The organism is Mesorhizobium sp. WSM3873, assembly GCF_001672445.1.
GTDB lineage: Bacteria > Pseudomonadota > Alphaproteobacteria > Rhizobiales > Rhizobiaceae > Mesorhizobium.
On sequence record NZ_LYTM01000006.1, the window covers coordinates 83,121 to 106,857 of the forward strand.

General features: G+C 64.9%; 23 protein-coding genes. 6 read left to right on the forward strand and 17 right to left on the reverse strand.

Going from position 1 to position 23,737, the window contains the following annotated elements:
• Window position 1: 1 nt before the first annotated feature.
• Window positions 2-499 (forward strand): GNAT family N-acetyltransferase, encoded by a 498-nt coding sequence (locus A9K71_RS05820; protein WP_066991656.1) that lies wholly within the window; start codon window positions 2-4, stop codon window positions 497-499.
• Here the strand turns inward: A9K71_RS05820 and A9K71_RS05825 are convergent.
• Entirely contained in the window at window positions 489-1,196 is a 708-nt protein-coding gene (locus A9K71_RS05825; RefSeq protein ID WP_066991660.1) for a DUF805 domain-containing protein, read from the reverse strand. The genes A9K71_RS05820 and A9K71_RS05825 overlap by 11 nt on opposite strands.
• Window positions 1,197-1,343: 147 nt before the next feature.
• On the opposite strand from A9K71_RS05825, the gene A9K71_RS05830 reads away from it, so the two are divergent.
• Entirely contained in the window at window positions 1,344-2,753 is a 1,410-nt protein-coding gene (locus A9K71_RS05830; protein WP_066991663.1) for a glycosyltransferase, read from the forward strand.
• 285 nt (window positions 2,754-3,038) lie between these two features.
• On the forward strand, window positions 3,039-4,073 hold the full coding sequence (locus A9K71_RS05835; protein WP_066991666.1) for an aspartate-semialdehyde dehydrogenase: 1,035 nt from the start codon (window positions 3,039-3,041) through the stop codon (window positions 4,071-4,073).
• 250 nt (window positions 4,074-4,323) lie between these two features.
• On the opposite strand, the gene A9K71_RS05840 is transcribed toward A9K71_RS05835, so the two are convergent.
• Window positions 4,324-4,731, reverse strand: a complete 408-nt coding sequence (locus A9K71_RS05840; protein WP_066991669.1) for an ACT domain-containing protein — start codon at window positions 4,729-4,731, stop codon at window positions 4,324-4,326.
• Window positions 4,732-4,872: 141 nt separating this feature from the next.
• On the opposite strand from A9K71_RS05840, the gene A9K71_RS05845 reads away from it, so the two are divergent.
• Both A9K71_RS05845 and A9K71_RS05850 read left to right on the forward strand, forming a co-directional pair.
• A complete protein-coding gene (locus A9K71_RS05845) occupies window positions 4,873-5,283 on the forward strand; it encodes a DoxX family protein (protein WP_066991671.1) in 411 nt (136 codons plus the stop codon).
• A 235-nt stretch (window positions 5,284-5,518) separates the two neighbouring features.
• On the forward strand, window positions 5,519-5,782 hold the full coding sequence (locus tag A9K71_RS05850; protein WP_066991674.1) for a YMGG-like glycine zipper-containing protein: 264 nt from the start codon (window positions 5,519-5,521) through the stop codon (window positions 5,780-5,782).
• Window positions 5,783-5,858: 76 nt separating this feature from the next.
• Here the strand turns inward: A9K71_RS05850 and rpsP are convergent, their stop codons facing one another.
• The 5 genes from rpsP to A9K71_RS05875 all read right to left on the reverse strand — a co-directional run bounded on the left by rpsP (window position 5,859) and on the right by A9K71_RS05875 (window position 10,615).
• The gene (gene rpsP, locus A9K71_RS05855) at window positions 5,859-6,260 is read right to left on the reverse strand and encodes a 30S ribosomal protein S16 (protein WP_066991677.1); all 402 of its coding nucleotides are present in this window, start codon (window positions 6,258-6,260) and stop codon (window positions 5,859-5,861) included.
• A 107-nt stretch (window positions 6,261-6,367) separates the two neighbouring features.
• Window positions 6,368-6,694: a chorismate mutase gene (locus A9K71_RS05860; protein WP_066991680.1), complete on the reverse strand. Its 327-nt coding sequence runs from the start codon at window positions 6,692-6,694 to the stop codon at window positions 6,368-6,370.
• 7 nt (window positions 6,695-6,701) lie between these two features.
• Window positions 6,702-8,291 carry a signal recognition particle protein gene (gene ffh / locus A9K71_RS05865; protein ID WP_066991683.1) on the reverse strand — a complete coding sequence of 530 codons (1,590 nt, stop codon included), beginning with the start codon at window positions 8,289-8,291 and terminating at the stop codon, window positions 6,702-6,704.
• 373 nt (window positions 8,292-8,664) lie between these two features.
• Entirely contained in the window at window positions 8,665-9,606 is a 942-nt protein-coding gene (locus A9K71_RS05870; protein ID WP_066991688.1) for a glycosyltransferase, read from the reverse strand.
• Window positions 9,607-9,673: 67 nt separating this feature from the next.
• The gene (locus tag A9K71_RS05875) at window positions 9,674-10,615 is read right to left on the reverse strand and encodes a CPBP family intramembrane glutamic endopeptidase (protein WP_066991691.1); all 942 of its coding nucleotides are present in this window, start codon (window positions 10,613-10,615) and stop codon (window positions 9,674-9,676) included.
• Window positions 10,616-10,875: 260 nt separating this feature from the next.
• Between A9K71_RS05875 and A9K71_RS05880 the strand changes: the two genes are divergently transcribed.
• Window positions 10,876-11,940 carry a TraB/GumN family protein gene (locus tag A9K71_RS05880; protein ID WP_066991919.1) on the forward strand — a complete coding sequence of 355 codons (1,065 nt, stop codon included), beginning with the start codon at window positions 10,876-10,878 and terminating at the stop codon, window positions 11,938-11,940.
• 551 nt (window positions 11,941-12,491) lie between these two features.
• On the opposite strand, the gene lpdA is transcribed toward A9K71_RS05880, so the two are convergent.
• From lpdA to mdh, 10 genes are all read right to left on the reverse strand, one after another.
• Complete coding sequence (lpdA, locus tag A9K71_RS05885; protein WP_066991694.1) at window positions 12,492-13,898, reverse strand: dihydrolipoyl dehydrogenase; 1,407 nt, start codon at window positions 13,896-13,898, stop codon at window positions 12,492-12,494.
• A 24-nt stretch (window positions 13,899-13,922) separates the two neighbouring features.
• The gene (locus tag A9K71_RS05890) at window positions 13,923-14,678 is read right to left on the reverse strand and encodes an SDR family oxidoreductase (protein ID WP_066991697.1); all 756 of its coding nucleotides are present in this window, start codon (window positions 14,676-14,678) and stop codon (window positions 13,923-13,925) included.
• Complete coding sequence (locus A9K71_RS05895) at window positions 14,675-15,097, reverse strand: hypothetical protein (RefSeq protein ID WP_245299537.1); 423 nt, start codon at window positions 15,095-15,097, stop codon at window positions 14,675-14,677. Before A9K71_RS05895 ends, A9K71_RS05890 begins: the two co-directional genes overlap by 4 nt.
• 124 nt (window positions 15,098-15,221) lie before the next feature.
• Window positions 15,222-16,514 carry a 2-oxoglutarate dehydrogenase complex dihydrolipoyllysine-residue succinyltransferase gene (odhB, locus tag A9K71_RS05900; RefSeq protein ID WP_066991701.1) on the reverse strand — a complete coding sequence of 431 codons (1,293 nt, stop codon included), beginning with the start codon at window positions 16,512-16,514 and terminating at the stop codon, window positions 15,222-15,224.
• A 51-nt stretch (window positions 16,515-16,565) separates the two neighbouring features.
• Window positions 16,566-19,553: a 2-oxoglutarate dehydrogenase E1 component gene (locus A9K71_RS05905; RefSeq protein WP_066991705.1), complete on the reverse strand. Its 2,988-nt coding sequence runs from the start codon at window positions 19,551-19,553 to the stop codon at window positions 16,566-16,568.
• A gap of 126 nt (window positions 19,554-19,679) precedes the next feature.
• A complete protein-coding gene (gene sucD / locus A9K71_RS05910) occupies window positions 19,680-20,582 on the reverse strand; it encodes a succinate--CoA ligase subunit alpha (protein WP_066991707.1) in 903 nt (300 codons plus the stop codon).
• 12 nt (window positions 20,583-20,594) lie between these two features.
• Window positions 20,595-21,092, reverse strand: coding sequence for a DUF1579 family protein (locus A9K71_RS05915; RefSeq protein ID WP_066991709.1), 498 nt, complete (start codon window positions 21,090-21,092; stop codon window positions 20,595-20,597).
• 4 nt (window positions 21,093-21,096) lie between these two features.
• Complete coding sequence (locus A9K71_RS05920; protein WP_066991712.1) at window positions 21,097-21,468, reverse strand: cupin domain-containing protein; 372 nt, start codon at window positions 21,466-21,468, stop codon at window positions 21,097-21,099.
• Between the two features lie 5 nt (window positions 21,469-21,473).
• The gene (gene sucC / locus A9K71_RS05925) at window positions 21,474-22,667 is read right to left on the reverse strand and encodes an ADP-forming succinate--CoA ligase subunit beta (protein ID WP_066991715.1); all 1,194 of its coding nucleotides are present in this window, start codon (window positions 22,665-22,667) and stop codon (window positions 21,474-21,476) included.
• A gap of 25 nt (window positions 22,668-22,692) precedes the next feature.
• Entirely contained in the window at window positions 22,693-23,661 is a 969-nt protein-coding gene (mdh, locus tag A9K71_RS05930; RefSeq protein WP_040996351.1) for a malate dehydrogenase, read from the reverse strand.
• Window positions 23,662-23,737 lie beyond the last annotated feature (76 nt).

A 23,737-nucleotide genomic window follows, 5' to 3' on the forward strand; every position in this document is an offset into this window, starting at 1 on the left:
CATGGCAGAGGCGGCGGTTGACGTCCGCTGGGCGACGACCGAAGACGCCGAGGCGCTCGCCACCGTGCTTTGCGCAATGGCGGCGCATTACCGGCAGTCACCGCTCGACCATGCCCGGGCGACGGCCACGGCAAAGCAGTGGCTCGGCGAGGAAAGCCCGGCCTATCCGCATTTCGCGCTGGCCTTCGCCGGTGGCGAGGTGGCCGGCCTGGCCTCGGTCGCGATCGCGCATCCGGGCATTGATCTCGACCGGCTGATGTTCTTGAAAGACCTGTTCGTGCGTCAAGAGGCTCGAAACGCGGGAGTGGGTGAGGCGCTGATCGGCTTTCTCGCCGGCTATTGCCTCGACAAGCGCATTGGCCGCATCGACCTCACCGCCGAGGACTGGAACGAGGGTGCGCTGCGCTTCTACGAGCGGCTCGGCGCCGAACGCCATGGCCAGAAGATCTTCCTCAGGCTGTCGGGCGAGGCACTAAGGACGGCGGCCGTCAGAATCTAACTCCGCCCGGCACCGGCCCCCACTTGTTGTCGCCGGCCTGGGTCGGGATCAGGCCGAAGACCAGGGTGGCGAGCCAGCCGACATAAGGCACGAAGCAGAGGATGGCGAGCCAGCCGGTCAGGCCGAGATCATGCAAGCGGCGCACGATGAGCGCGACCCACGGCAGGAACGTGAGCAGGACGTAAAGACCGAGCAGGCTGAACATGACGACCGGCTCATCGCCGCCGCCCTCGACGTTGCCGCGCGACAGGTCTGCGGAGAAGCCGACGCCGATGGCGACGACAAGACCGATCGTCCAGAACAGGCAAAAGCCCCAGAACTCCTTGCGCCGGGCGCGGCCGGAGAAGTTGACGTAGTTCGTCGTCACGCCACGCCAGAAATAGCTCCAGAGGCCGGTCGATTCCACCGTTTCGGCCTCGGCGTTGCGGCCGAAATGCGGCTGCCCCGCAGGCGAGCTGCCCGGCAGCGGACGGGCAGGAACTGGAACGGCGTTGTCAACCGGATCGATCATCCGGCCGCGGACCGAGAAGACATTGCCGGCACGTTCGCCGTTCGGCTGGAACTCGACCTGGGCTCCCCTGGCAAGCGTTGTCTCGCGACGCAGGTCCTCGCGCGCGAAACTGTAGCGCCTGCCGTCGGCGCCGCTGATGAAGCCGAAGCCCTGGTGCTCGTCATAGTGAAGAACTTCGCCGCGCATCAGATCCCCCCGAGCGTCGAATTCTTTCCCTTTGCTCGATTTGACATGAGCGCCGGCCGGCGGGCAAGAGCGATGGCGTTCAGCCGGCTATCGTAGAGGCGGCAAATCGGGATAGAAGCCGCAAGTCGCCTCACAGACCGCGAAGCAATGGCCCAGAAGGACTCGACACTGCTGCCAGAAGCGGCCGACGCTCCCGGCGGCCAAAGACGGAAAATCTGCATCGACGCGACCGGCCTGCTCGCCTGGCGCGGCGCGCTGGCCGGCATCCAGCGGCTGGAAGACTTCATGGTCAGGGCAGCGCTCGCCGATCCCGACCCGGATGTCGAGGTGGTGACGCTCGATCTCTCCAGCCATCGTTTCCGGGCGCTCGAAAAATTCGAGATGGAGCAGTTGGGTGTCAGCGAGATCGCGCCGTTCCGGCAGCGGCCACGACTGCAAGCCGCTGCCGCGCTGCGGCAGGGGTTCGAAGCGGTGCGGCGCCATCCAATGGTCAAGAGTGAAGCCGATCGCCAGCTTGCGGGAATGGTGACGAACGGCCGTCCCGGCTTCACCTTCACGGTGTCGAAGCTGCTGCTGCGGGCCTATCGCTTCTCTAGGCGAGCCGGTCTCCGGGCGGGTTTGCTTCGCGGCGATGCGGCGCAGCCGACGAAGGATGTCGGGCCTCGAACGGTGCTGATCAGCAACCAACTGCTGGTCGGCGAAAAGTTAGCGGCGGTTTGCGCCGGCCCCGACAATATAGCCTTTCTTTGCCACGACATGATCCCGACCATGCGGCCCGACCTTGTCGCCAAGAACAGATGGCAGGCCGCCTTCGGGCCCAATCTCGAACGGCTGGTGCGGTCCGGCGCGGCGGCCTTCTGCACCTCCGACACCGCGGCGACGATGCTTGGCGATCACATGCGCAAGGCCGGCATAGATCTGCCGGCCGTCCATCGCTTCCCGATGCCGTCGCTGCTGCATGAGAAGGCCGCGCGGCTGAGGATGACGTCCCGGCTCGAGGCCGGCGAGCCCTACATCCTTTATTGCTCGACCGTCGAGATCCGGAAGAACCACATCATGCTCGCCCGCATCTGGCAGCAGGCGCTCGACGAAGGCGTTCGGTTGCCGAAGCTCGTCTGCGTCGGCCGCTGGGGCTGGATGGTCGAGGAGCTCAGCGCCTATCTCAAGGCTCATGCGGGGCTGAAAGAAAAGATCGTCTTCGCGGGTCCGGTCAGCGACGAGGAGCTTATCGGCTATTATCGAAGTGCCAGCTTCGGCGTTTTCCCCTCGCATATCGAGGGCTGGGGCTATGCCGCTTCGGAGTGTCTGGATTTCGGGGTCCCGGTCATCGTCTCGACCACGCCGTCGCTGATCGAAGCGACCGGCGGCCTGATGCCCGCGGTCGGTTCGACCGACCAGATCGGCTGGTATGGCGCAATCCGACGGATGACAGACGACGATGCCTGGCGCGATTTGCTGGCCGGGCGTATCGCCGAAGAGCACAGGCCGACATCGCCTGCCGAAAGCTGGGCGGCGATAAAGGCCGGGCTCAAGGCGGCAGCAGCCTGCGCCAATTGACTCTTTACGCAAAGCGCGTAAAAGCCGGCAGCGAACGGGATCGTCTTCAATGCGCGGCCATTTGGCTCTTCTGGCATTCGATGCCCCCAGCCACGATGCACAGCATCGGGCCGGGCGTTTCGACGCGTCCGTCCGTTCTCGCAAAACTACGGCCAAAACCACCACCAAAACGGTGTGATTCCCTTGGCCTAACCACCCTCTCCCGGGTTCGGCCCGGGGGACAGAACCCGCATGAGGCCGGCGGGTTTTCTCCAACAACCAAGCGGAGAGGGACAGGAGATTTCGATGAGTTTCAAGGTTGCGGTAGTCGGCGCCACGGGCAATGTGGGTCGCGAAATGCTCAACATTCTGGACGAGCGCGGCTTCCCGGCGAGCGAAGTGGTGGCGTTGGCCTCGCGGCGCAGCCAGGGCACCGAAGTGTCCTTCGGCGACCGCACGCTGAAGGTCAAGGCGCTCGACACCTTCGATTTTTCCGACACCGACATCTGCGTCATGTCGGCCGGCGGCAATGTCTCCAAGGAGTGGTCGCCCAAGATCGGCAAGCAGGGCTGCGTCGTCATCGATAATTCGTCGGCCTTCCGCTACGACCCGGACGTGCCGCTGATCGTGCCGGAAGTGAATCCGGACGCGGTCGAACTCTTCTCGCGCAAGAACATCATCGCCAATCCGAACTGCTCGACGGCGCAGCTCGTCGTGGCGCTGAAGCCGCTGCACGATGTCGCCACCATCAAGCGCGTCGTCGTCGCCACCTACCAGTCGGTCTCCGGCGCCGGCAAGGAAGGCATGGACGAGCTGTTCACGCAAACCCGCGCGGTTTTCGTCGCCGACCAGGTCGACGTCAAGAAGTTCACCAAGCGCATCGCCTTCAACGTCATCCCGCATATCGACGTCTTCCTCGACGACGGCTTCACCAAGGAAGAGTGGAAGATGGTCGCCGAGACGAAGAAGATGCTCGATCCCAAGATCAAGCTGACGGCGACCTGCGTGCGCGTGCCGGTGTTCATCGGCCACTCGGAAGCCGTCAACATCGAGTTCGAGAAGCCGATCACCGCCGACGAGGCGCGCGAGATCCTGCGCGAGGCTCCCGGCTGCCAGGTCTTGGACAAGCGCGAGAACGGCGGCTACATCACGCCGCTCGAGTCGGCCGGCGAGGACGCCACCTTCATCTCGCGCATCCGCGAGGATTCGACCGTCGATAACGGCCTGTCGATGTGGGTCGTCTCCGACAATCTGCGCAAGGGCGCGGCGCTCAACGCCGTCCAGATCGCCGAGCTGTTGGTCGAGCGGGGCCTGATCCAGCCGAAGAAGAAGGCGGCTTAGTTCCGCTCACGGGCCGCACCGCCGCTTCGCGGCTGGCCCTCCGCGAGGGCGCCGGACGACCGGCGGCCCGCCGTCGCGGGCTCGGCCTTCGGCCGTTGGGCTCTCGCTCACGGGCCGCGCGTCGCGGGCGGCCTTCCGCCGATAGCTCTCTTTTCCCCGTTCACGGGAGAGGTCGCGGCAGGAGGATGAGGGTGGCGCCGGAATATCCAGGTGTGACGAGCGATGCCCGCTGCTTCCATGTGCTGAGGCGCTAGCCACTGCTCTCCGCAGCCAGCTGCCGCAGGAGGCCGAGCGCCTCGTCCGCCCGCTCCGCCGGGACGAACAGATGGTCATGGTAAAAGGCCGAGACCGGATTGACGCCCATGCCGGCAGCGGCGAGCCGCGTCGTGATCGCGGCCAGAAAGCCGACGGCGTCGAGCGACGAATGGATGTCGAGCGTGATCATCCGGCAGCGGAACGTGCCGGCGAGGCCGGCTAGCTTCGCTTGGTCCTCCGACACGATCAACGTCAGACCTTCCCGCTCGCGAAACTGCATGACCGGATCAAGACCGTCCGGTACGGCTGTACCGGGCGCCAGCGTCGCGAAAACATGGACATCGGGGAGCAGTTGCGGCGTCATCGACGCCAGTAGTCTTTGGAGATTGGTCTCGCCGGTCATTCTCTCTCCTTCGGTCATGCATTCTCACTCAATCATGCGTTCGAAAAAAGCGCACCGACCCTTGTCGGATCGCCGCCCTGCCCCCCGTCCTTGGCTCGAAGCTGGCAAAACAGCCAGGCTCCAGCCAAGGAGGGAACACCAATGAGCATTTCAGAAGCCGCTCCCGTCTCGAACGGCGCCTTGTGGACCGGGCGCGCGCTTAGCGCCATTGTCATCCTTTTCATGATCTTCGACGGCGTCATCAAGCTGCCGCCGCTGCAGATCGTCACCGAGACGATGACGCAGCTCGGCTGGCCAGATGACCCAAACACCGCGCGGCTGCTCGGCATCGTCGGCCTGATCTCGACTGTGCTTTATGCGCTGCCGCGCACGTCCGTGCTCGGCGCCATCCTGCTCACCGCCTATATGGGCGGCGCCATTTCCACGCATGTGCGCATCGGTAACCCGCTGCTCTCGCACACGCTGTTCGGCGTCTATCTCGCTGTTGTCCTGTGGGGCGGGCTCTATCTGCGCGACCCCAGAGTGCGCGCGCTGATCCCGTTCAGCCGCTGAGGCGGTTCGTTCTGGTGATTCCACCGGCTGCGGCGACCGCAAGGCTTCGAAGCCGGGTTGCCAAGCTGCGTTACCGAACGCTAATTCGTGAGCACTCTCAATGCTGTCGAGGCGGGCTGGCGCAACCCGCGCCTGCCTTCGAAACAGCAATATTCGTTCCCTTCGGGATCAAATTAGCCGTTTGCGAGTTAAAGCTTGGCGGCGAGGACGGCGATCCCGTGAGAGAGGAACTGAAATGAAGAAAGCGATTACCATTCTGGTGCTGACGGTGGCGCTGGGCGCCTGTTCGCAGACGGAAAAAGGAGCGGCGATCGGCGGCTTGGGCGGTGCTGCGGTCGGAGCGGCCGTCGCCAATGACCCGGTCGAGGGCGCAGTGGTCGGTGGCGCTGTCGGCGCCGTGGCAGGCGCGTTGATCGGCCGTGCCAGCGAAAGCGGCAAGTGCCGTTATCGGGACCGCTACGGGCGCGTTTATATTGCTCGTTGCCCGTCGGGATATTGAGGTATCGACGGGCCTGACCAAAAGAACGGCGGGGTTGGCCCGCCGTTCTTTTGACCTGTTTTGACCGAGGCCGAGATTACTCGGCGGTCGCGGCTTCCGCCTCGGCGGGTGCTGCGGACGCGGCCGCAACGGCAGCGGCGGCGTCTTCCTGGGCCTTCTTCAGCAGGGCTGCGCGCTCCTGCGCCTTCTTGCCCGGCAGGGCCTTGTTCGGGTTCGAGCGGGCCGGACGCTTGGCGATGCCGGCCTCGTCGAGGAAGCGCAGCACGCGGTCGGTCGGCTGGGCGCCGTGCGAGAGCCAGTGCTTGACGCGGTCGGCATCGACCTTCACGCGTTCGCCGTCCTTCGGCAGCAGCGGGTTCCACGAGCCGAGCGCCTCGATGAAACGGCCGTCGCGCGGCGAACGGGCGTCGGCGACGACGACGTGGTAATAGGGACGCTTCTTCGAGCCCGCACGGGCCAGTCTGATCTTCAGTGCCATTCTTTATCTCCTAACAAGCTCTGAGTTCGTTGATTGGGTTGCGGCTTTGGCCTTGTGCAAGTCGTAATCCCAAGACCGCTGCGCAGTTTGGGCGACATGCACCAGCTTCAGCCGGTTTTCGTCACGCCGTTGTTAGCGGCGATCTGTTCGTGATGCCGGATGACTTCGCGGATGACGAAGTTCAGAAATTTCTCCGCGAAATCCGGATCGAGATGCGCATCCTTCGCCAGTTGGCGCAGGCGGGCGATCTGCTGCTGCTCGCGCGCCGGGTCGGCTGGCGGCAGGCCATGCTCGGCCTTCAGCACGCCGACCGCCTTGGTGCAGCGGAAGCGCTCGGCCAGCATATGAATGAGGGCGGCGTCGATGTTGTCGATCGAAGCGCGGTAGCCCGCCAGAACGGCGCGTGCCTCGGCCATATCCTTCTCCTCGTTCATCGCCCCCTCACTTCTTCTTGCCAAGGCCAGGCAGGCCGCCGCCGCCGAGACCGGGAAGGCCCGGCAGTTTCATGCCGCCGGGCAGGCCCGGCAACCCGCCCCCGGGAAGTCCGCCGGGCAGCCCGCTCGGCAGGCCTTTGCCGAGACCGGCAGCCTGGGCCTGCTTCTGCAAGGCCTCGAGCTGCTTCGGGTCCATCTTGGAAAGGTCGGCCATGCCGCCGCCGGGCATCATGCCGCCAAGGCCCATCTTCGAGGCAAGGCCGCCCATCATGCCGCGCATCATGCCGCCGCCTTTGCCCTTGCCGCCCATCGCCTTCATCATGTCGGCCATGCCGCGATGCATCTTCAAGAGCTTGTTGATCTCGGCCGCGTCGGTGCCGGAGCCGGCGGCGATGCGCTTCTTGCGCGAGTGCTTCAAGATATCGGGGTTAGCGCGCTCGGCCTTGGTCATCGAGGAGATGATGGCGAGCTGCCGGCGGAACATCTTGTCGTCGAAGCCGGCCGCGGCGAACTGGTCCTTCATCTTGCCCATGCCGGGCATCATGCCCATGATGCCGCCCATGCCGCCCATTTTCGACATCTGCTGAAGCTGCGCGGCAAGGTCGTTCAGGTCGAACTTGCCCGACTGCATCTTCTTGGCCATCGCCGCCGCCTGCTCGGCGTCGATGGTCTCGGCGGCCTTCTCGACTAGGCTGACGATGTCGCCCATGCCGAGGATGCGGTCGGCGATGCGCTTGGGGTGGAATTCCTCCAGCCCGTCCATCTTTTCGCCGGTGCCGATCAGCTTGATCGGCTTGCCGGTGACGGCGCGCATCGAAAGCGCGGCGCCGCCGCGGCCGTCGCCGTCCATGCGGGTCAGCACCAGGCCGGTGATGCCGACGCGCTCGTCGAAGCTTTTCGCCAGGTTGACCGCGTCCTGGCCGGTCAGCGAGTCGGCTACCAGCAGGATTTCGTGCGGCGACGACACCTTTTTGATGTCGGCCATCTCGACCATCAGCGGCTCGTCGATATGGGTGCGGCCGGCGGTGTCGAGGATGACGACGTCGTGGCCGCCAAGCTTTGCCGCCTGCACGGCGCGCTTGGCGATATCGACCGGGCTTTGGCCGGCGATGATCGGCAGCGTGGCGACCTTGGTCTGCTCGCCGAGCTGGCGCAGCTGCTCCTGCGCGGCCGGACGCCGCGTGTCGAGCGAGGCCATCAAAATTTTCTTGTTCTGACGCTCCGTAAGGCGCTTGGCGATTTTGGCCGAGGTCGTCGTCTTGCCGGAACCCTGCAGGCCGACCATCATGACGACGACGGGCGCGGGCGCGTTGAGGTCGATAGCGACGCCCTCGGCACCGAGCATATCGACCAGCTCGTCATGGACGATCTTGACGACCATCTGTCCGGGCTTGATCGACTTCAGCACCGCGGCGCCGACCGCCTTCTCGCGCACCTTGTCGGTGAAAGAGCGAACCACCTCGAGCGCCACATCGGCCTCAAGCAGTGCCCGGCGCACCTCGCGCAACGCCGCAGAGACGTCCGCCTCCGACAGCGCACCGCGGCCGGTCAGGCCGTTCAGGATGGAGCCAAGGCGCTCTTGTAAGGACTCAAACATTGATCAAACCGCCGTGCGAGAGCGCCTTGGATTCATGCCGATCCCTGTCGGCCCTGCGGCCCTCCACGCCTCTTGTGCGCTCCTGCAGTGATTCAAACATCTTGCTTCCTTCGATCTCGGTTCATTCGACCGAGAGGTAGTGTGTTCGCGCCGGGTCGCCAAGCCAAAGCGCAAAGCCAAAAAGCACCCGGGGGCGCATCGCGCTGCCGGGTGTTGGCCTCCAGGATCGGTTTACAGCTCTCGCCTCAAAGAGGCTTCGGCGTCCTGGTCGGCTTTCGCGGAGAGGGTCTCGTCGCGGAATTCGTGCGCGTCTAGACAGCAAATCGGCGGCAGAGTCAAGGCTGGGGCGGTTTTCAAGAGCAAAAGAGGCGGTTCAGGGCAGCTTTTCGCCATCCAGGATGCGCGTATAGAGATCGAGATAGCCGTTTGCCGTCCTCGCGATGGGAAATCGCGCGGCGGCGGATGCGCGGCACTGCTCAGGCGACAAGCCGGCGATGTCGGCCAAGGCCTTGGCGAACTCGGCATCGGTGTCGAAGAGGCGTCCGGTGGCGTCGTCGACGATTTCGGGCAGCGCGCCGCGCCGTGTCGTCAACACCGGCGTGCCGCAGAGCATCGCTTCGACCGGCGCCATGCCGAACGGCTCTTCCCAGGCGATCGGGTTGAGAAAAGCTCTGGCCTCTCCCAGCAGGCGCAGCTTCTCGTCGCCGTCGACGATGCCGTGGTAGCGGAAGCGGCGGCCGAGGCTCTTGAAGAAGACACCCTGGCGGCGAACCTTGGTGCGCTGCAGGAGCTGCCAGCGCGAGCCGCCGGCGATATCGAGCTGGAAATCGAAGGCACGGGCGAGATCGACAGCCCGGTTGAGGTTCTTGCCGGCGCGGGCGATGCCGGCCAGAAACAGAAGCCTGTCCGTCTTGCCGACGGACAGCCGATAGGCGTCGACCGGAAAGCCGTTGTGGACGAAGGTTTCCCGCCCGTGGTTGCGCGCATGGCTGGCGCTGACGAAGTTCCAGTTTGGCCTGTTTTGCGTGAATTCCGGGTCGAAGCCGTGCATCGTATAGAGCGCCGGCCGCGAAATCTCGATGTACCAGCCATTGAAATGCACGATGTCGGTGTCGGCCGGGATCGCAGCGCGGCATTCGGCGGCCGAAGAGGCCTGCCGCACTTCGCACAGCGGATGGCTCGAGCCGCGACCGGCGATCAGGACCACCTTGTGGCCGAGACGCGAAAGCTCTGTTGCCAGCCAGTCGACCTGCCGCTCAGTGCCGCCATAGCCTTCGCAGGGAATGGTGCGTTCCGCCACCAGCGTGATGCGCATCAGGCGAGCCCGTCGGTTTCCCGCCTGACCACGATCCGATCAAGAAACCGGTTTCCGCTTTTTTGGATCATGGCTCGTCCGGCCCGACCGTCAGGGGGGAGCGGCGATGCAGAAGCAGGAGCATCGTCAGCAGCGTGCTTACGATGCCGATCGCGGCGATGAGAACGGCGTCCCAATTGGTCCAGCCGGGGCCTTCCAGCGGCTTGGCGTTGAACAGGGCGAAGGAATTGTAGCTCTGCTGGTGCGAGATCAGCAGGAAGCCGGTCAGGTTGTTGCCGAGATGGGCGCCGAATGCAGCGCCGAGATTGCCGGTCACATAGACCAGCAGCGTCAGCAGCAGCGCGAAGGCGGCGATCGAGACCAGCACGCAGGCATTGATGGCAAGCGTCGAGGCCGGGCTCCAATGCAAGGCGGTGAACAGAAGGCCCGGCGGCGCGGCCCAGATCAGCGGGCTGCCAAAGCGGCTGGCGAGGCCACGCAGCAGATAGCCACGGAACAGAGCCTCCTCCGATGAGGTCTGCAGAAAGGCGAGCGGCACGATCGCGAGAAGCGAGAGCAGCCAGGACGAGAAGGCGATCGATCCGCGGACGATCTCCGGCTGCAGCCAATAGAGCAGCACCTCGGAGAACAAGGAGGTGATCAGAACCGCGATCAGGCCTTTGAGGAACCCGCCGCGCGAGATGCGGCGGTCTGGGCCGATCAGCGCCGAGAGCGGCTCGCCATGAACGAAGCGCATCGCGGCCCAAAGACCGATCCAGATGCCGAGAAAGGACGCCAGCGCGGTGAGGATGCCGGCGGGAGAGGCAAGGAAATCCTGAATCGGCTGTCCGGTCGCCGGGCCCGGGAGGCGCAAGACGATGAAGGCGGCGGTGCCGGCGACGAGCACGACCAGCGTCACGGCGAGCCAGAAGAGAACGACGATCGCCGTTCCGAGCAGGAGCCGGAGCAGGGTGGTTTTTTCGTTCGGCGAGCGCCGGTAGCGCTCGAAGGCGGCGTTGTCGATGATCACACGGGGTCCCCTGCCGAGCGCTTTTCCGGTCGCATGATCTAGGGGATCGGCGTTTTCGGCGCAATCGCTCCCGTCAGATCCAGCAACCAGTTGGGCCGCTTCGACCTCAGGGATCATCGAAACTGCCGGCAGATCAGCCACGGCCTTCCATCGGTGCAGGGCGACTCGTCTAACGCTGCTGCCGGGAATCCGAGCCGGTCGACAACAATTTCGGCTCTCGATTAACCGTTTTGCCGCTTTTTGCGCGTAAGACGCTTGCCATGAAACGCGTTATCGCCATCGCCGACCGCGCGGCCCTCGTCTCGTTGAAGCTGCTCGCAGCGCTCAACGTGCTGTTTTTCCTTTCGTTTCTGCTTGTGCTGCTGCTGGCCGGCCGCGCGCATGCCGAAGCGCCCGCCTGCGGCGGCAGCGACCTGCTGGCAGGTCTTGCAAAGAGCGATCCCGCCGCCTTCAAGAAGGTCCAGACCGAAGCCGCAGCCGTTCCGAACGGCCGGGGGCTGTTGTGGAAGCTCGAGAAACCGGGCGAGAAGCCGTCCTATCTCTTCGGCACCATGCACATGACGGACGCGCGCGTCACCACGCTGCCTGCCGCGGCCCAAAAAGCCTATGACGGCGCCGACACCATCATCATCGAAACCACCGACGCCCTCGACAAGGCCAAGATGATGGCCGCCATGGCCGCCGAGCCTGGCCTGATGATGTTCACGGACAACACGACGCTATCCTCGCTGCTGTCGCCCCAGGATGCAGCGGTGCTGAACAAGGGGCTTGACGCACGCGGCATTCCGCCTCTGACGGTGGCCAAGATGAAGCCGTGGATTCTGTCGGCCCTGGTGGCGCTGCCGGCCTGCGAGGTGGCGCGCCAGAGCGCCGGCGCGCCGGTGCTGGACGTCAAGCTGGCCGCCGACGCCAAAGCATCCGGCAAGGACGTCGAGGGGTTGGAAACCGCCGTCGACCAACTGCGCGCCATGGCTTCGCTGCCGCTCGCCTACCACATGAAGGGATTGGTCGAGACGCTGAAGCTCGGCGACAAGGTGAACGACGTCAACGAAACCATGATCGTGCTCTACCAACGCGGCGAGGTCGGCATGTTCTGGCCGCTGTTTCGCGCCGTGCTGCCCGACACGGCGGATGACCAGGCCGGCTACGCCGCCTTCGAGCAGACCATGATCACCAGCCGCAACAAGGTCATGGTCGCTCATGCCATGCCTATCCTGGCCAGGGGCAATGCCTTCATGGCGGTCGGCGCGCTGCATCTGCCCGGCCCTGACGGACTGGTCGAAGATTTCCGCAAAGCGGGGTATAGTGTTACCGCCGTCAACTGAGTCGTCTGGCGGCTGGGGAGCGGAAAATGCCGGTTTTTCAGCGCTTTCCGTCCGCCTGCGTGAAACCCATTAGGGGATCCGCGCGTTGATGGCTGCTATTTGATGCCTTTCATTCCAAGGAGGACACGTTTCATGGCGAACCCTAACGACCCCTACACCCCGTCGAGCACGCCGCCCTCGAGGGGCGGTGGTGGCGGCAGCGGGTGGCTGATCGCCCTAGTTGTCATTATCCTGGCCATTGTTGCGTATTATGTTTTTGGCAGAACCGGCGGCGAGCACGCCCCGGCGACTTCCGAGCCGCCGGCCGCGACGACGCCGGCCCCGGCGCCTGCAACGCCTGAACCTGCGCCCGCAACGCCTGCTCCAGCTCCGACGCCAGCCCCGGCGCCCGCGCCGACTCCGACGCCTGCCCCGGCTCCGGCACCTGCGCCGTCTCCGTGATCAGGCTATAGCTCCACGACCAACGGCCCGCCGAAAGGCGGGCCGTTTTGTTTTGGTAGCAACTACACCTTCGCCATCCTCGGGCGTTCGGCGCCGGCCGTGACGAGCACCTAAATATGGATCGGCTTGAAGAACGTGGCCAATGCCGCTTCCTTGACCGCCTCCGACATGGTCGGGTGGGCGTGGCAGGTGCGGGCGAGGTCTTCCGAGGAGCCGCCGAACTCCATCAGCACCGCCGCCTCGTGGATCATCTCGCCGGCGCCGAAGCCGACGATATGAACGCCGAGCACGCGGTCGCTCGCCTTGTCGGCGAGGATCTTCACGAAGCCGTCGGTGTGCAGCATGGCCCGCGCGCGGCCATTGGCGCTGAAAGGGAACTTGCCGACCTTGTAGTCGATGCCGGCCTTTTTCAGCTCCTCTTCGGTCTTGCCGACCGAGGCGATTTCGGGACTGGTGTAGACGACGCTCGGGATAACGTCGTAGTTCACATGACCGGCCTGGCCGGCGATCGTCTCGGCCACCGCCACGCCCTCGTCCTCGGCCTTGTGCGCCAGCATCGGCCCGGCAATGACGTCGCCGATGGCATAGATGCCGGGCACGTTGGTCCTCAGATGCCCGTCGGTCTTGACCCGGCCGCGCTCGTCCATCTCGACGCCGGCTTCTTTCAATCCAAGGCTGTCGACATAGGGGCGGCGTCCGGTCGCGACCAGCACGACATCGGCCTCGATCGTTTCCGCCGCGCCGGCCTTGACCGGCTCGAACGTCACGCTGGCGCCCTTCTTGGATTTGGCGACGCCGGTGACCTTGGCGCCGAGCTTGAATTCGAACCCTTGCTTGGACAGCAGCCGCTGGAATTGCTTCGAGACCTCGCCATCCATGCCGCCGAGGATGGTGTCGAGGAACTCGACGACGGTGACCTTGGCGCCGAGCCTGGCCCAGACCGAGCCGAGCTCGAGCCCGATGACGCCGCCGCCGACCACCACAAGACTGCCCGGCACCTTGGCAAGCGACAGCGCGCCGGTCGAAGATACGATCACCTTCTCGTCGAAGTCGACCTTGACACCCGGAATGCCGGCGACGTCGGAACCGGTGGCGATGACGATGTTCTTGGTCTCGATCTCCTCGACCTTGCCGTCCTCGCCGGTGACCGACACCTTACCGGCGCCGATCACCTTGCCGGTGCCGCGGAAAGAGTCGATCTTGTTCTTCTTGAAGAGAAAAGCGACGCCGTTGACGTTGGAGGCCACGGTCGCATCCTTATGCGCCAGCATCTTCTTCAGATTGAGTTTTGGCGCGCCGACCTCGATGCCGAGCATACCGAAGGCATGACCGGCTTCGGCGAACATCTCGGAGGCGTGGAGCAGGGCTTTCGACGGGATGCAGCCGATATTGAGGCAGGTGCCGCCGAAGGTGGCGTTCTTCTCGACCACCGCCGTCTTCAGGCCGAGCTGTGCCGCCTTGATGGCGCAGACATAGCCGCCCGGTCCCGATCCGATGATTACGACGTCATAAGCCATGATGGTGTCCTTCTGGTCTGGCCTTCAGCGGCCGCCGCTCACATTCAGGATCGCGCCCGTTATATAGGAGGCCGCGTCCGACAAAAGGTAGAGAACCGCGCTCGCGACCTCGTCGGCCGTGCCCGCGCGCTTCATCGGCAGCAGATCCTGCATCCGCGCCACGCGCTCGGGCTGGCCGCCGGAGGCATGGATGTCGGTTTCGGTGATGCCTGGGCTGACGGCATTGACGCGGATGCCTTCCAGCGCCACCTCGCGCGCCAGACCAACGGTCAGCGTGTCGATCCCGCCCTTGGAAGCGGCGTAGTCGATATATTCGCCGGGCGAGCCCAGTCGTGCCGCCGCCGAGGACAGATTGACGATGGCGCCGCCCTTGCCGCCGTGACGGGTCGACATGCGCTTGACAGCCTCGCGGGCGCAGAGGAAGGAGCCGACGACGTTGATGCGCATCATGCGCTCGACCCGCTCGGCGCTCATCTCGTCGACACGCGCCTTGACGTCGACGATGCCGGCATTGTTGACGAAGGCGTCGAGCCGGCCGAAGGCCCGATCCACCGCTTCGAACATCGCGATGACATCGGCCTCGTTGCCGACATCGCCCCTGACCGCGAAGGCCTCGCCGCCCGCGGCTTCGAGCTCGGCGGCGAGCGCATCGGCGGCGGCCCGGTTGGAGACATAGTTGATCGCCACCCCATAGCCGGCCCGACTGGCCTGCCGGCAGATCGCGGCGCCGATGCCGCGGCTGCCGCCGGTGACCAGCAGCGTCTTCTTGTCGGCATTCATTCCTGGCAGCCTTTCAGGGCAAAGACGTCCCACGGTACTTTTGAGAAGCCCGCCGGACCGTAAGCGGCTGACATTTCGAGGGACGGTCCGAGATCGGGAAAGATCAGGCTCTTCGGCGCATCCGCGCCCTCGGACGGCAGCAGACCCACGACGCCCTTCTCATCGGCGCTATAGATCACGCCTTCCCAGACCGTGCAGGCGGCGAGCTCCTCGCCGGTGACGTCGCCGGTCGGGCATTTGTACATCAGCGAGCCATGCGGCCGCCCGGCGGAGCCCTCGGTCCACATGGCGATGCCATCGAGCACGGTATTGTTGTCGAGTATCATGCGGAATGTGTTGGCGATCGTCGCCGAGGTAGCCGTCGGGCTGAAATCGATCTCGGCCCCGCTTTTCGCCTCGCCATAGACGGCGAGCTGGATCGGGCAGGCGGCCTGGGCATCGGCTGCTACGAGAGCCGCACCGGCGGCAAGCGCGACCGGCCTCGCGGTGCTGAGCCAACGGGCCTTCACTCGCCGCCCCGCCCGCGAGCCTTCATGCTCCACCTCAGAGATCGAGCACCAGCCGCTCGGGATCCTCCAGGCTTTCCTTGACGCGCACCAGGAAGGTCACCGCTTCCTTGCCGTCGACGATGCGGTGGTCGTAGCTCAGCGCCAGATACATCATCGGCCGGATGACGATCTGGCCGCCGACCACCACCGGCCGCTCCTGGATCTTGTGCATGCCGAGGATACCGGACTGCGGCGCATTCAGGATCGGCGTCGACATCAGCGATCCGTAGACGCCGCCGTTGGAGATCGTAAAGGTGCCGCCCTGCATGTCGGCAACCGAAAGCTTGCCGTCGCGCGCGGCGAGGCCCAGCCGGCCGATCTCCTTCTCGATCTCGGCGATGGACATCTGGTCGGCATCGCGCACGACCGGGACCACCAGGCCCTTGTCGGTGCCGACGGCGACGCCGACATGGGCAAAGTTCTTATAGATGATGTCGGCGCCGTCGATCTCGGCGTTGACCGCCGGGATCTCCTTAAGCGCATGCGTGACGGCCTTGGTGAAGAAGCCCATGAAGCCGAGCTTCACGCCATGCTTCTTTTCGAACACGTCCTTGTACTTGGCCCTCAGCGCCATCACCGCGCTCATGTCGACCTCGTTGAAGGTGGTGAGCATGGCGGCCGTCGACTGCGCCTCCTTGAGCCGGCGCGCGATGGTCTGGCGCAGCTTGGTCATGCGCACGCGCTCCTCGCGCGAAGCATCGTCGGCCGTCGACGGCGCGCGGGCCGCGACCGGTGCGAGAGCAGGAGCAGGAGCCGCTTTCGGCGTCTCGGCCGGCTGCGATGGCGCGCCCTTGGCGATGGCATCGAGCACGTCGCCCTTCAGCACCTGGCCGCGCTTGCCGGAGCCCGTCAGTTGCTCGACCGAGAGATTGTGCTCGGCGATCAGTTTGGCCGCGGCCGGCGCCGGCGGCATGGTGCGCGGCTCGACCGGGCCCGCGTCGCCGGCCATCTTGGCGGTTTCGGCGGCGGCCTGCTTGGTCGTGGATGCGGCGTCCGGACTTGAGGCCTGCGCCACCGCCTGCGGCTTGGTGGCGGGAGCGGCGGCTGCGCCGCCGGCCGAAATCGAGCCGAGCAGCGCCCCGACATTGACCGTCTCGCCTTCCTTGACGGTGATCTCGGAGAGCGTCCCGGCGCCCGCGGCGGGCACCTCCACCGTCACCTTGTCGGTTTCGAGCTCGACCAGCGGTTCGTCGGCGGCGATCGCGTCGCCGACCTTCTTGAACCACTTGCCGACGGTCGCCTCGGTGACGGATTCGCCGAGAGTGGGGACGCGGATTTCGGTAGCCATTGTGCCTGTCCGTTCTCTTGTCTTCTTGAGGTCAGTTTGGTCCGGGTCTGCTTATTCGCCCAGCGCGTCGTCGAGCAGGGCGGAAAGCTGGCTGAGATGCTTCGACATCAGCCCGGTGGCCGGCGAGGCCGAGGCCGGCCGGCCGGTATAGCGCACCCGCTGATGCTTGGCGTCGATATGCGCCAGCACCCATTCGAGATAAGGATCGATGAACGACCAGGCGCCCATATTCTTGGGCTCCTCCTGGCACCACACCATCTCGGCGTTGCGGAAACGCGACAGCTCGGTGATCAGCGCCTTGGCCGGGAACGGGTAGAGCTGCTCGACGCGCAGCAGGTAGATGTCGGTGATGCCGCGCTTCTCGCGCTCCTCATAGAGGTCGTAATAGACCTTGCCGGAGCAGAGCACGACGCGGCGGATCTTGGAATCCTTCACCAGCTTGATCGGCTGGTCGGCCAAGAGCTGCGCATCGTCCCACAACAGCCGGTGGAACGAGCTTTCGCCCGCCATCTCCGACAGCGTCGAGACCGCCCGCTTGTGGCGCAGCAGCGACTTCGGTGTCATCAGGATCAGCGGCTTGCGGAAGTCGCGCTTCAACTGCCGGCGCAGGATGTGGAAATAGTTAGCCGGCGTCGTGACGTTCGCCACCTGCATGTTGTCCTCGGCGCAGAGCTGCAGGAAGCGTTCGAGACGGGCCGAGGAATGCTCCGGCCCCTGGCCTTCATAGCCGTGCGGCAGGAGGCAGACGAGGCCCGACATTCTCAACCACTTGCGCTCGCCGGACGAGATGAATTGGTCGAACACCACCTGGGCGCCGTTGGCGAAATCGCCGAACTGCGCTTCCCAAAGAGTCAACGCCTTGGGCTCGGCGAGGCTGTAGCCATATTCGAAGCCGAGCACCGCCTCTTCCGAGAGCATCGAGTTGATGACTTCGTAGCCGGCCTGCGCCGCCGACAGATTGTTGAGTGGAATGTAGCGCGTCTCGTCGCGCTGGTCGTAGAGCACGGAATGGCGCTGCGAGAAGGTGCCGCGCTCCGAATCCTGGCCGGAGAGCCGGATCGGATTGCCGTCGAGCAGGATGGCGCCGAATGCCAGCGCCTCGGCGGTCGACCAGTCGATGCCGTCGCCGGATTCGATCGCCTGGCGGCGGTTTTCGAGGAAGCGCAGGATCGTCTTGTGCGCCTCGAAATCCTTCGGCACCTCGGTCAGCTTCTTGCCGATTTCCTTCAGCGTGCGGACCGGCACCGCGGTCTTGCCGCGCCGCTGTTCGTCCTGGTTGTCGGCCGTGCGCAGGCCGGACCAGGCGCCGTCCAGCCAGTCGGCCTTGTTCGGCTTGTAGGACTGGCCGACTTCCCACTCCTGTTCCAGATGCGCGCGCCAGTCGGCCCGCATCTTGTCGACCTCGGCCTGGGTGATGTGACCCTCGGCGATCAGCCGGTCGGCATAGACCTGCACAACCGTCTTATGGCTGCGGATGTTGCGGTACATGATCGGCTGCGTGAAGGACGGCTCGTCGCCTTCATTGTGGCCGAAGCGGCGGTAGCAGAACATGTCCACCACCACCGGCTTGTGGAACTTCATGCGGAATTCCGTCGCCACCTTCGCGGCATGCACCACCGCTTCCGGATCGTCGCCGTTGACGTGGAAGATCGGCGCTTCGATCATCTTGGCCACATCCGACGGATAGGGCGAGGAACGCGAGAAGCGCGGATTGGTGGTGAAGCCGATCTGGTTGTTGATGATGAAGTGCAGCGTGCCGGCGACGCGGTGGCCGCGCAGGCCGGAGAGCCCGAACATCTCCGCGATCACGCCCTGGCCGGCGAACGCTGCGTCGCCATGCAGCAGCAGCGGCATCACCTTGGCGCGCTCGGACAGCGGCACGATCTCGCCGCGCTCGCGGCCGGCGAGCTGGTCCTGCTTGGCGCGGGCCTTGCCCATCACCACCGGGTCGACGATTTCCAGGTGCGAGGGGTTGGCCGTCAGCGACAGGTGCACCTTGTTGCCGTCGAACTCGCGGTCCGACGAGGCGCCGAGATGGTATTTCACGTCGCCCGAGCCCTCGACGTCGTCGGGAGCGGCCGAGCCGCCCTTGAACTCGTGGAAGATAGCGCGGTGCGGCTTGGCCATCACCTGCGAAAGCACGTTGAGGCGGCCGCGATGGGCCATGCCGAGCACGGCCTCCTTCAGGCCGAGCTGGCCGCCGCGCTTGATGATCTGCTCCAGCGCCGGGATCAGCGACTCGCCGCCGTCGAGGCCGAAGCGCTTGGTGCCCTTGTACTTGACGTCGATAAATTGCTCGAAGCCTTCGGCCTCGACCAGTTTCGACAGGATCGCCTTCTTGCCGGTGGCGGTGAAGGTGATCTCCTTGTCGGCGCCCTCGATGCGCGCCTGGATCCAAGCCTTTTCCTCAGGGTCGGAGATGTGCATGAACTCGACGCCGAGCGTCGAGCAATAGGTGCGGGTGAGGATATCCAGCATCTGCCGGATGGTGCCGAACTCGAGCCCCAGCACATTGTCGAGGAAGATCGGCCGGTCGTAGTCGGCTTCGGTGAAGCCGTAATTCTCCGGCGACAGCTCGTTATAGTCCTCGAGCGGCTTGGCGATGCCCAGCGGGTCGAGATTGGCGTGCAGGTGGCCGCGCATGCGAAAGGCGCGGATCATCATGATGGCACGCACGGAATCGCGCGTCGCCTGGTGAACGTCCGCATCGGAAAGGGCCGCGCCGTTGACGACCGCCTTTTCCTTCACCTTCTTTTCGATGTGCTTTTCGACCAGGCCCCAATTGCCGTCGAGCGCCGAAACCAGCTCGCCATTGGCCTGCATCGGCCAGGAAGGCTTCGCCCAGGAAGCGCCCTTGGCGTTCTTGCGCACGTCGCCCGCATCGTCCTTCAGCGCGGCGAAGAAGTCCTGCCATTCCGGATCGACGGAGCCGGGGTTGTCCTCATAGGCGACATAGAGCGCGTCGATATAGTCGGCATTGCCGCCATAAAGGAACGAGGTGAGCGAGAATTGGTCGTTGGCCTGATCTTGTCTTGCCATTTTCGTCTGCGGAGCCTGGCTCCGTCTCCTTTTATGGAAGGGAGTAGGGGAGTAAGGCAGTAGGGGAGTAGGGCCTTTTTGCCACTGATCTTCCCTGCTGCCCTATTCCCTTACTCCCCTACTCCCTTAACCCTTGATCGCCTCGACCAGCGTCGTGCCGAGCCGCGCCGGTGACGGCGAAACCTTGATACCGGCCGATTCCATCGCCGCGATCTTGTCTTCCGCGCCGCCCTTGCCGCCGGAGATCACCGCGCCCGCATGGCCCATGGTGCGGCCAGCGGGCGCCGTGCGCCCGGCGATGAAGCCCGCCATCGGTTTCTTGCGGCCGCGCTTTGCCTCGTCCTTCAAGAACTGCGCGGCGTCCTCCTCGGCCGAGCCGCCGATCTCGCCGATCATGATGATCGACTTGGTCTCGTCGTCGGCGAGGAACATCTCGAGCACGTCGATGAACTCGGTGCCCTTGACCGGGTCGCCGCCGATGCCGACAGCAGTGGTCTGGCCGAGGCCGACATTGCTGGTCTGGAAGACCGCTTCATAGGTAAGCGTTCCCGAGCGGGAAACAACGCCGACCGAGCCCTTGCGGAAGATGTTGCCGGGCATGATGCCGATCTTGCATTCGTTGGGGGTCAACACGCCCGGACAGTTCGGGCCGATGAGCCGCGAGGAGGAACGGTCGAGCCGCGCCTTGACCTTGACCATGTCCATAACCGGGATGCCTTCGGTGATGCAAACGATCAGCGGGATCTCGGCCTCGATCGCCTCGATGATCGCATCGCCCGCGCCTGCCGGCGGCACATAGATGACGGAGGCGTTGGCGCCGGTCTTGTTCTTGCCCTCGGCGACGGTGGCGAAGATCGGCAGGGTCTCGCCCTTCGCGCCGGTCCAGGTCTCGCCGCCCTTCTTGGGATGGACGCCGCCAACCATCTTGGTGCCGTGATAGGCCAGCGCCTGCTCGGTATGGAAGGTGCCGGTCTTGCCGGTCAGGCCCTGCACCAGCACCTTGGTATTCTTGTCGACGAGAATGGACATCGCGGCCCTTTTCTAAAAACCGTTGATCGAGGAAGGCGAAACGCGCCGGTAGAGGCCGCTCACCATGTCTTGCCAGGCGTCGCTGCCGGCGGGCTTGTAGTGCAATCGCATGCGGTAAGTATCAGTGCCGTCAAAGCTGTAAGTCACGCGAGCCGAGCCGCGCGGCGACGACCGTTCCAGCACAAGCTCGTTGCCGTTCCATGTGCCCGTAGCCGGTGAGGCCGGCACAAAGCCCATCGAGTCGAACTGATGCATGGTGACGACGTCGTTCGGCTGGTCGAAGCCGAACACATTGTGCGCGCCGAACGAGATCGTGCCGTCGCGGCGCTGGCGGTAGCGCTGGACCACGAACTGGCCGCCGAACTGCGCGTCCGCAAGCACTTCCGAAGTCGCGGCGCCGGCATCGGTCCATTGCGTCGCCGCGACATCTTCCTCGCCACGCCACGCGCCGACCAGCGCCTGCAGGCGCTGGTGACCGGCCGAAAGCGATGAGAAAGGCGTCGCGTTCATTGGTTCAGAGCCGCTTCAGATCGGCGACGGTGAGGTCGCTTTGGGCATTGCCGGTGTTCAGAGTCGTTGCCGGCTCGAACATAAGCACCACCGGCTCGACCGTCAGCGACCGCGGCCGATGCTCGACGCCGCGCGGCACGACAATGAAATCGCCCTCGCCGAGCTCGACCGGTCCATCGCGGAAATCGATGGCGATCTTGCCGCGCAGCACGAGGAAGGCCTCGTCCTCGTCATCATGCGCGTGCCAGTCGAAAACCTCGCCGAACTTGGCGACCTTGGCTTGGCTGTCGTTGACGTCGCCGGCGATGTGCGGATCGAAGACCTTGGCGATCTTCGCATCCGCCGCCTCGACCAAGTTTATCTTGCGCGGAGGCATCCGCTTTAGCCCTTCACCGCCTTGACGATCTTCTTGGCCGCGTCGTCGAGATCGTCTGCCGAGACGACGTTCAAGCCGCTTTCGTTGATGATCTTCTTGCCGAGCTCGGCATTAGTGCCTTCCAGCCGCACGACCAGCGGCACCTTCAGCCCGACTTCCTTGACCGCGGCGATCACGCCCTCGGCGATGACATCGCACTTCATGATGCCGCCGAAGATGTTGATCAGGATGCCTTCGACCGCCGGATCCTTGGTGATGATCTTGAAGGCCGCCGTCACCTTCTCCTTCGAGGCACCGCCGCCGACATCGAGGAAGTTGGCCGGCTCGGCGCCGTAGAGCTTGATGATGTCCATCGTCGCCATGGCGAGGCCGGCGCCGTTGACCATGCAGCCGATATTGCCGTCGAGCGCGACATAGGCGAGGTCGTATTTCGACGCCTCGATCTCCTTCTCGTCCTCTTCGGTGGTGTCGCGCAGCTCCATCACGTCGGGATGGCGGAAGAGAGCGTTGTTGTCGAACGACACCTTGGCGTCCAGCACGCGCAGCCGGCCGTTCTTCATGACGATCAGCGGATTGACCTCGAGCAGGCTCATGTCCTTCTCGACGAAGGCCCTGTAGAGCAGCGGGAACAGCGTGCCGCCGTCTTGCGCCGCATCGCCGTCGAGCTTCAGCGCGGCGTTGAGCTTCTTCACATCATCGGCCGTCACGCCCTTTTCCGGATCGATGGCGACGGTGAGGATCTTCTCCGGCGTATCATGCGCGACCGCCTCGATATCCATGCCGCCCTCGGTCGAGACGACGAAGGCGATGCGCCCGACGGAACGGTCGACCAGGACCGACAGATAGAGCTCACGGTCGATATCGGCGCCGTCCTCGATATAGAGGCGATTGACCTGCTTGCCGGCGGGTCCGGTCTGCTTGGTGACCAGCGTATGACCGAGCATTTCGTTGGCGTTGGCGACCACTTCCGCCGCCGACTTCGCCAGTCGAACGCCGCCCTTGGCGTCGGCAGGCAGTTCCTTGAACTTGCCCTTGCCGCGACCGCCGGCATGGATCTGGCTCTTCACCACATAGAGCGGGCCGGGCAGCGTCTTGGCGGCGGCTTCCGCCTCGCTTGCCTTGAACACCGGGACGCCGCTTGCGACGGGCGCGCCGAACGACTTCAGCAGCGCCTTGGCCTGATATTCATGGATGTTCATGCGCTTGGTCTCCGGAGAGGGACGATTACTTGCCGGCGAGATGCGGGGCGATCTTGGTGCAGGCCTCGGTGAGGCCCTGCACGGCCGCCACCGAATTGTCGAACATCTTCTGCTCGGCCTTGGAGAGGTCGATCTCGATGACGCGCTCGACACCGCCGGCGCCGATCACCACCGGGACGCCGACATAGGTCCCCTTGACGCCGTACTGACCGGACAGGTGCGCCGCGCAGGGCAGCACGCGCTTCTTGTCTTTCAGGTACGATTCCGCCATCGCGATGGCCGAGGCCGCCGGCGCGTAATAGGCTGAGCCGGTCTTCAAGAGGCCGACGATCTCGGCGCCGCCGTCGCGGGTGCGCTGCACGATCTGGTCGAGCTTCTCCTTGGAGGTCCAGCCCATCTTGACGAGGTCGGGCAGCGGGATCCCCGACACGGTCGAATAGCGGATCATCGGCACCATCGAGTCGCCATGGCCGCCGAGCACGAAGGCGGTGACGTCCTCGACCGAGACCTTGAACTCTTCCGCCAGGAAGTAGCGGAAGCGGGCGCTGTCCAGCACGCCGGCCATGCCGACGACATGGCTGGTCGGCAGGCCCGAAAACTTCTGCAGCGCCCAGACCATGGCATCGAGCGGGTTGGTGATGCAGATGACGAACGCCTTCGGCGCGTATTTCTTGAGACCCGCGCCGACCTGTTCCATGACCTTGAGATTGATGCCGAGAAGATCGTCGCGGCTCATGCCAGGCTTGCGCGGGACGCCGGCGGTGACGATGCAGACATCCGCGCCCTCGATGCCGGCATAGTCGTTGACGCCTGTCAGTCTGGAGTCGAATCCGTCGACCGGCGAGGACTGGGCGATGTCGAGACCCTTGCCCTGCGGAATGCCCTCGGCGATGTCGAACAGCACCACGTCGCCGAGATCCTTCAGGCCGATCATATGGGCGAGCGTGCCGCCGATCATGCCCGAGCCGATGAGCGCTATCTTGTTGCGTGCCATGTCAGGATGTTTTCCCTTTGTCTGTGACGGTGCCGTGACGGGGGCCGGGGGCCGGAAGGAATGCGGGAAACCGCGG

Excerpts from the sequence above, each read along its gene's own strand:
- A9K71_RS05850 (WP_066991674.1), top strand. The coding sequence starts at position 5,519 with ATGAAGAAAGCGATTACCATTCTGGTGCTGACGGTGGCGCTGGGCGCC.
- A9K71_RS05905 (WP_066991705.1), bottom strand. The coding sequence starts at position 19,553 with ATGGCAAGACAAGATCAGGCCAACGACCAATTCTCGCTCACCTCGTTC.
- A9K71_RS05835 (WP_066991666.1), top strand. The coding sequence starts at position 3,039 with ATGAGTTTCAAGGTTGCGGTAGTCGGCGCCACGGGCAATGTGGGTCGC.
- odhB (WP_066991701.1), bottom strand. The coding sequence starts at position 16,514 with ATGGCTACCGAAATCCGCGTCCCCACTCTCGGCGAATCCGTCACCGAG.
- A9K71_RS05830 (WP_066991663.1), top strand. The coding sequence starts at position 1,344 with ATGGCCCAGAAGGACTCGACACTGCTGCCAGAAGCGGCCGACGCTCCC.
- ffh (WP_066991683.1), bottom strand. The coding sequence starts at position 8,291 with ATGTTTGAGTCCTTACAAGAGCGCCTTGGCTCCATCCTGAACGGCCTG.
- sucC (WP_066991715.1), bottom strand. The coding sequence starts at position 22,667 with ATGAACATCCATGAATATCAGGCCAAGGCGCTGCTGAAGTCGTTCGGC.
- A9K71_RS05860 (WP_066991680.1), bottom strand. The coding sequence starts at position 6,694 with ATGAACGAGGAGAAGGATATGGCCGAGGCACGCGCCGTTCTGGCGGGC.
- A9K71_RS05840 (WP_066991669.1), bottom strand. The coding sequence starts at position 4,731 with ATGACCGGCGAGACCAATCTCCAAAGACTACTGGCGTCGATGACGCCG.
- sucD (WP_066991707.1), bottom strand. The coding sequence starts at position 20,582 with ATGTCCATTCTCGTCGACAAGAATACCAAGGTGCTGGTGCAGGGCCTG.
- A9K71_RS05880 (WP_066991919.1), top strand. The coding sequence starts at position 10,876 with ATGAAACGCGTTATCGCCATCGCCGACCGCGCGGCCCTCGTCTCGTTG.
- A9K71_RS05890 (WP_066991697.1), bottom strand. The coding sequence starts at position 14,678 with ATGAATGCCGACAAGAAGACGCTGCTGGTCACCGGCGGCAGCCGCGGC.
- rpsP (WP_066991677.1), bottom strand. The coding sequence starts at position 6,260 with ATGGCACTGAAGATCAGACTGGCCCGTGCGGGCTCGAAGAAGCGTCCC.
- lpdA (WP_066991694.1), bottom strand. The coding sequence starts at position 13,898 with ATGGCTTATGACGTCGTAATCATCGGATCGGGACCGGGCGGCTATGTC.
- A9K71_RS05845 (WP_066991671.1), top strand. The coding sequence starts at position 4,873 with ATGAGCATTTCAGAAGCCGCTCCCGTCTCGAACGGCGCCTTGTGGACC.
- A9K71_RS05820 (WP_066991656.1), top strand. The coding sequence starts at position 2 with ATGGCAGAGGCGGCGGTTGACGTCCGCTGGGCGACGACCGAAGACGCC.
- A9K71_RS05825 (WP_066991660.1), bottom strand. The coding sequence starts at position 1,196 with ATGCGCGGCGAAGTTCTTCACTATGACGAGCACCAGGGCTTCGGCTTC.
- A9K71_RS05920 (WP_066991712.1), bottom strand. The coding sequence starts at position 21,468 with ATGCCTCCGCGCAAGATAAACTTGGTCGAGGCGGCGGATGCGAAGATC.
- A9K71_RS05915 (WP_066991709.1), bottom strand. The coding sequence starts at position 21,092 with ATGAACGCGACGCCTTTCTCATCGCTTTCGGCCGGTCACCAGCGCCTG.
- mdh (WP_040996351.1), bottom strand. The coding sequence starts at position 23,661 with ATGGCACGCAACAAGATAGCGCTCATCGGCTCGGGCATGATCGGCGGC.
- A9K71_RS05870 (WP_066991688.1), bottom strand. The coding sequence starts at position 9,606 with ATGCGCATCACGCTGGTGGCGGAACGCACCATTCCCTGCGAAGGCTAT.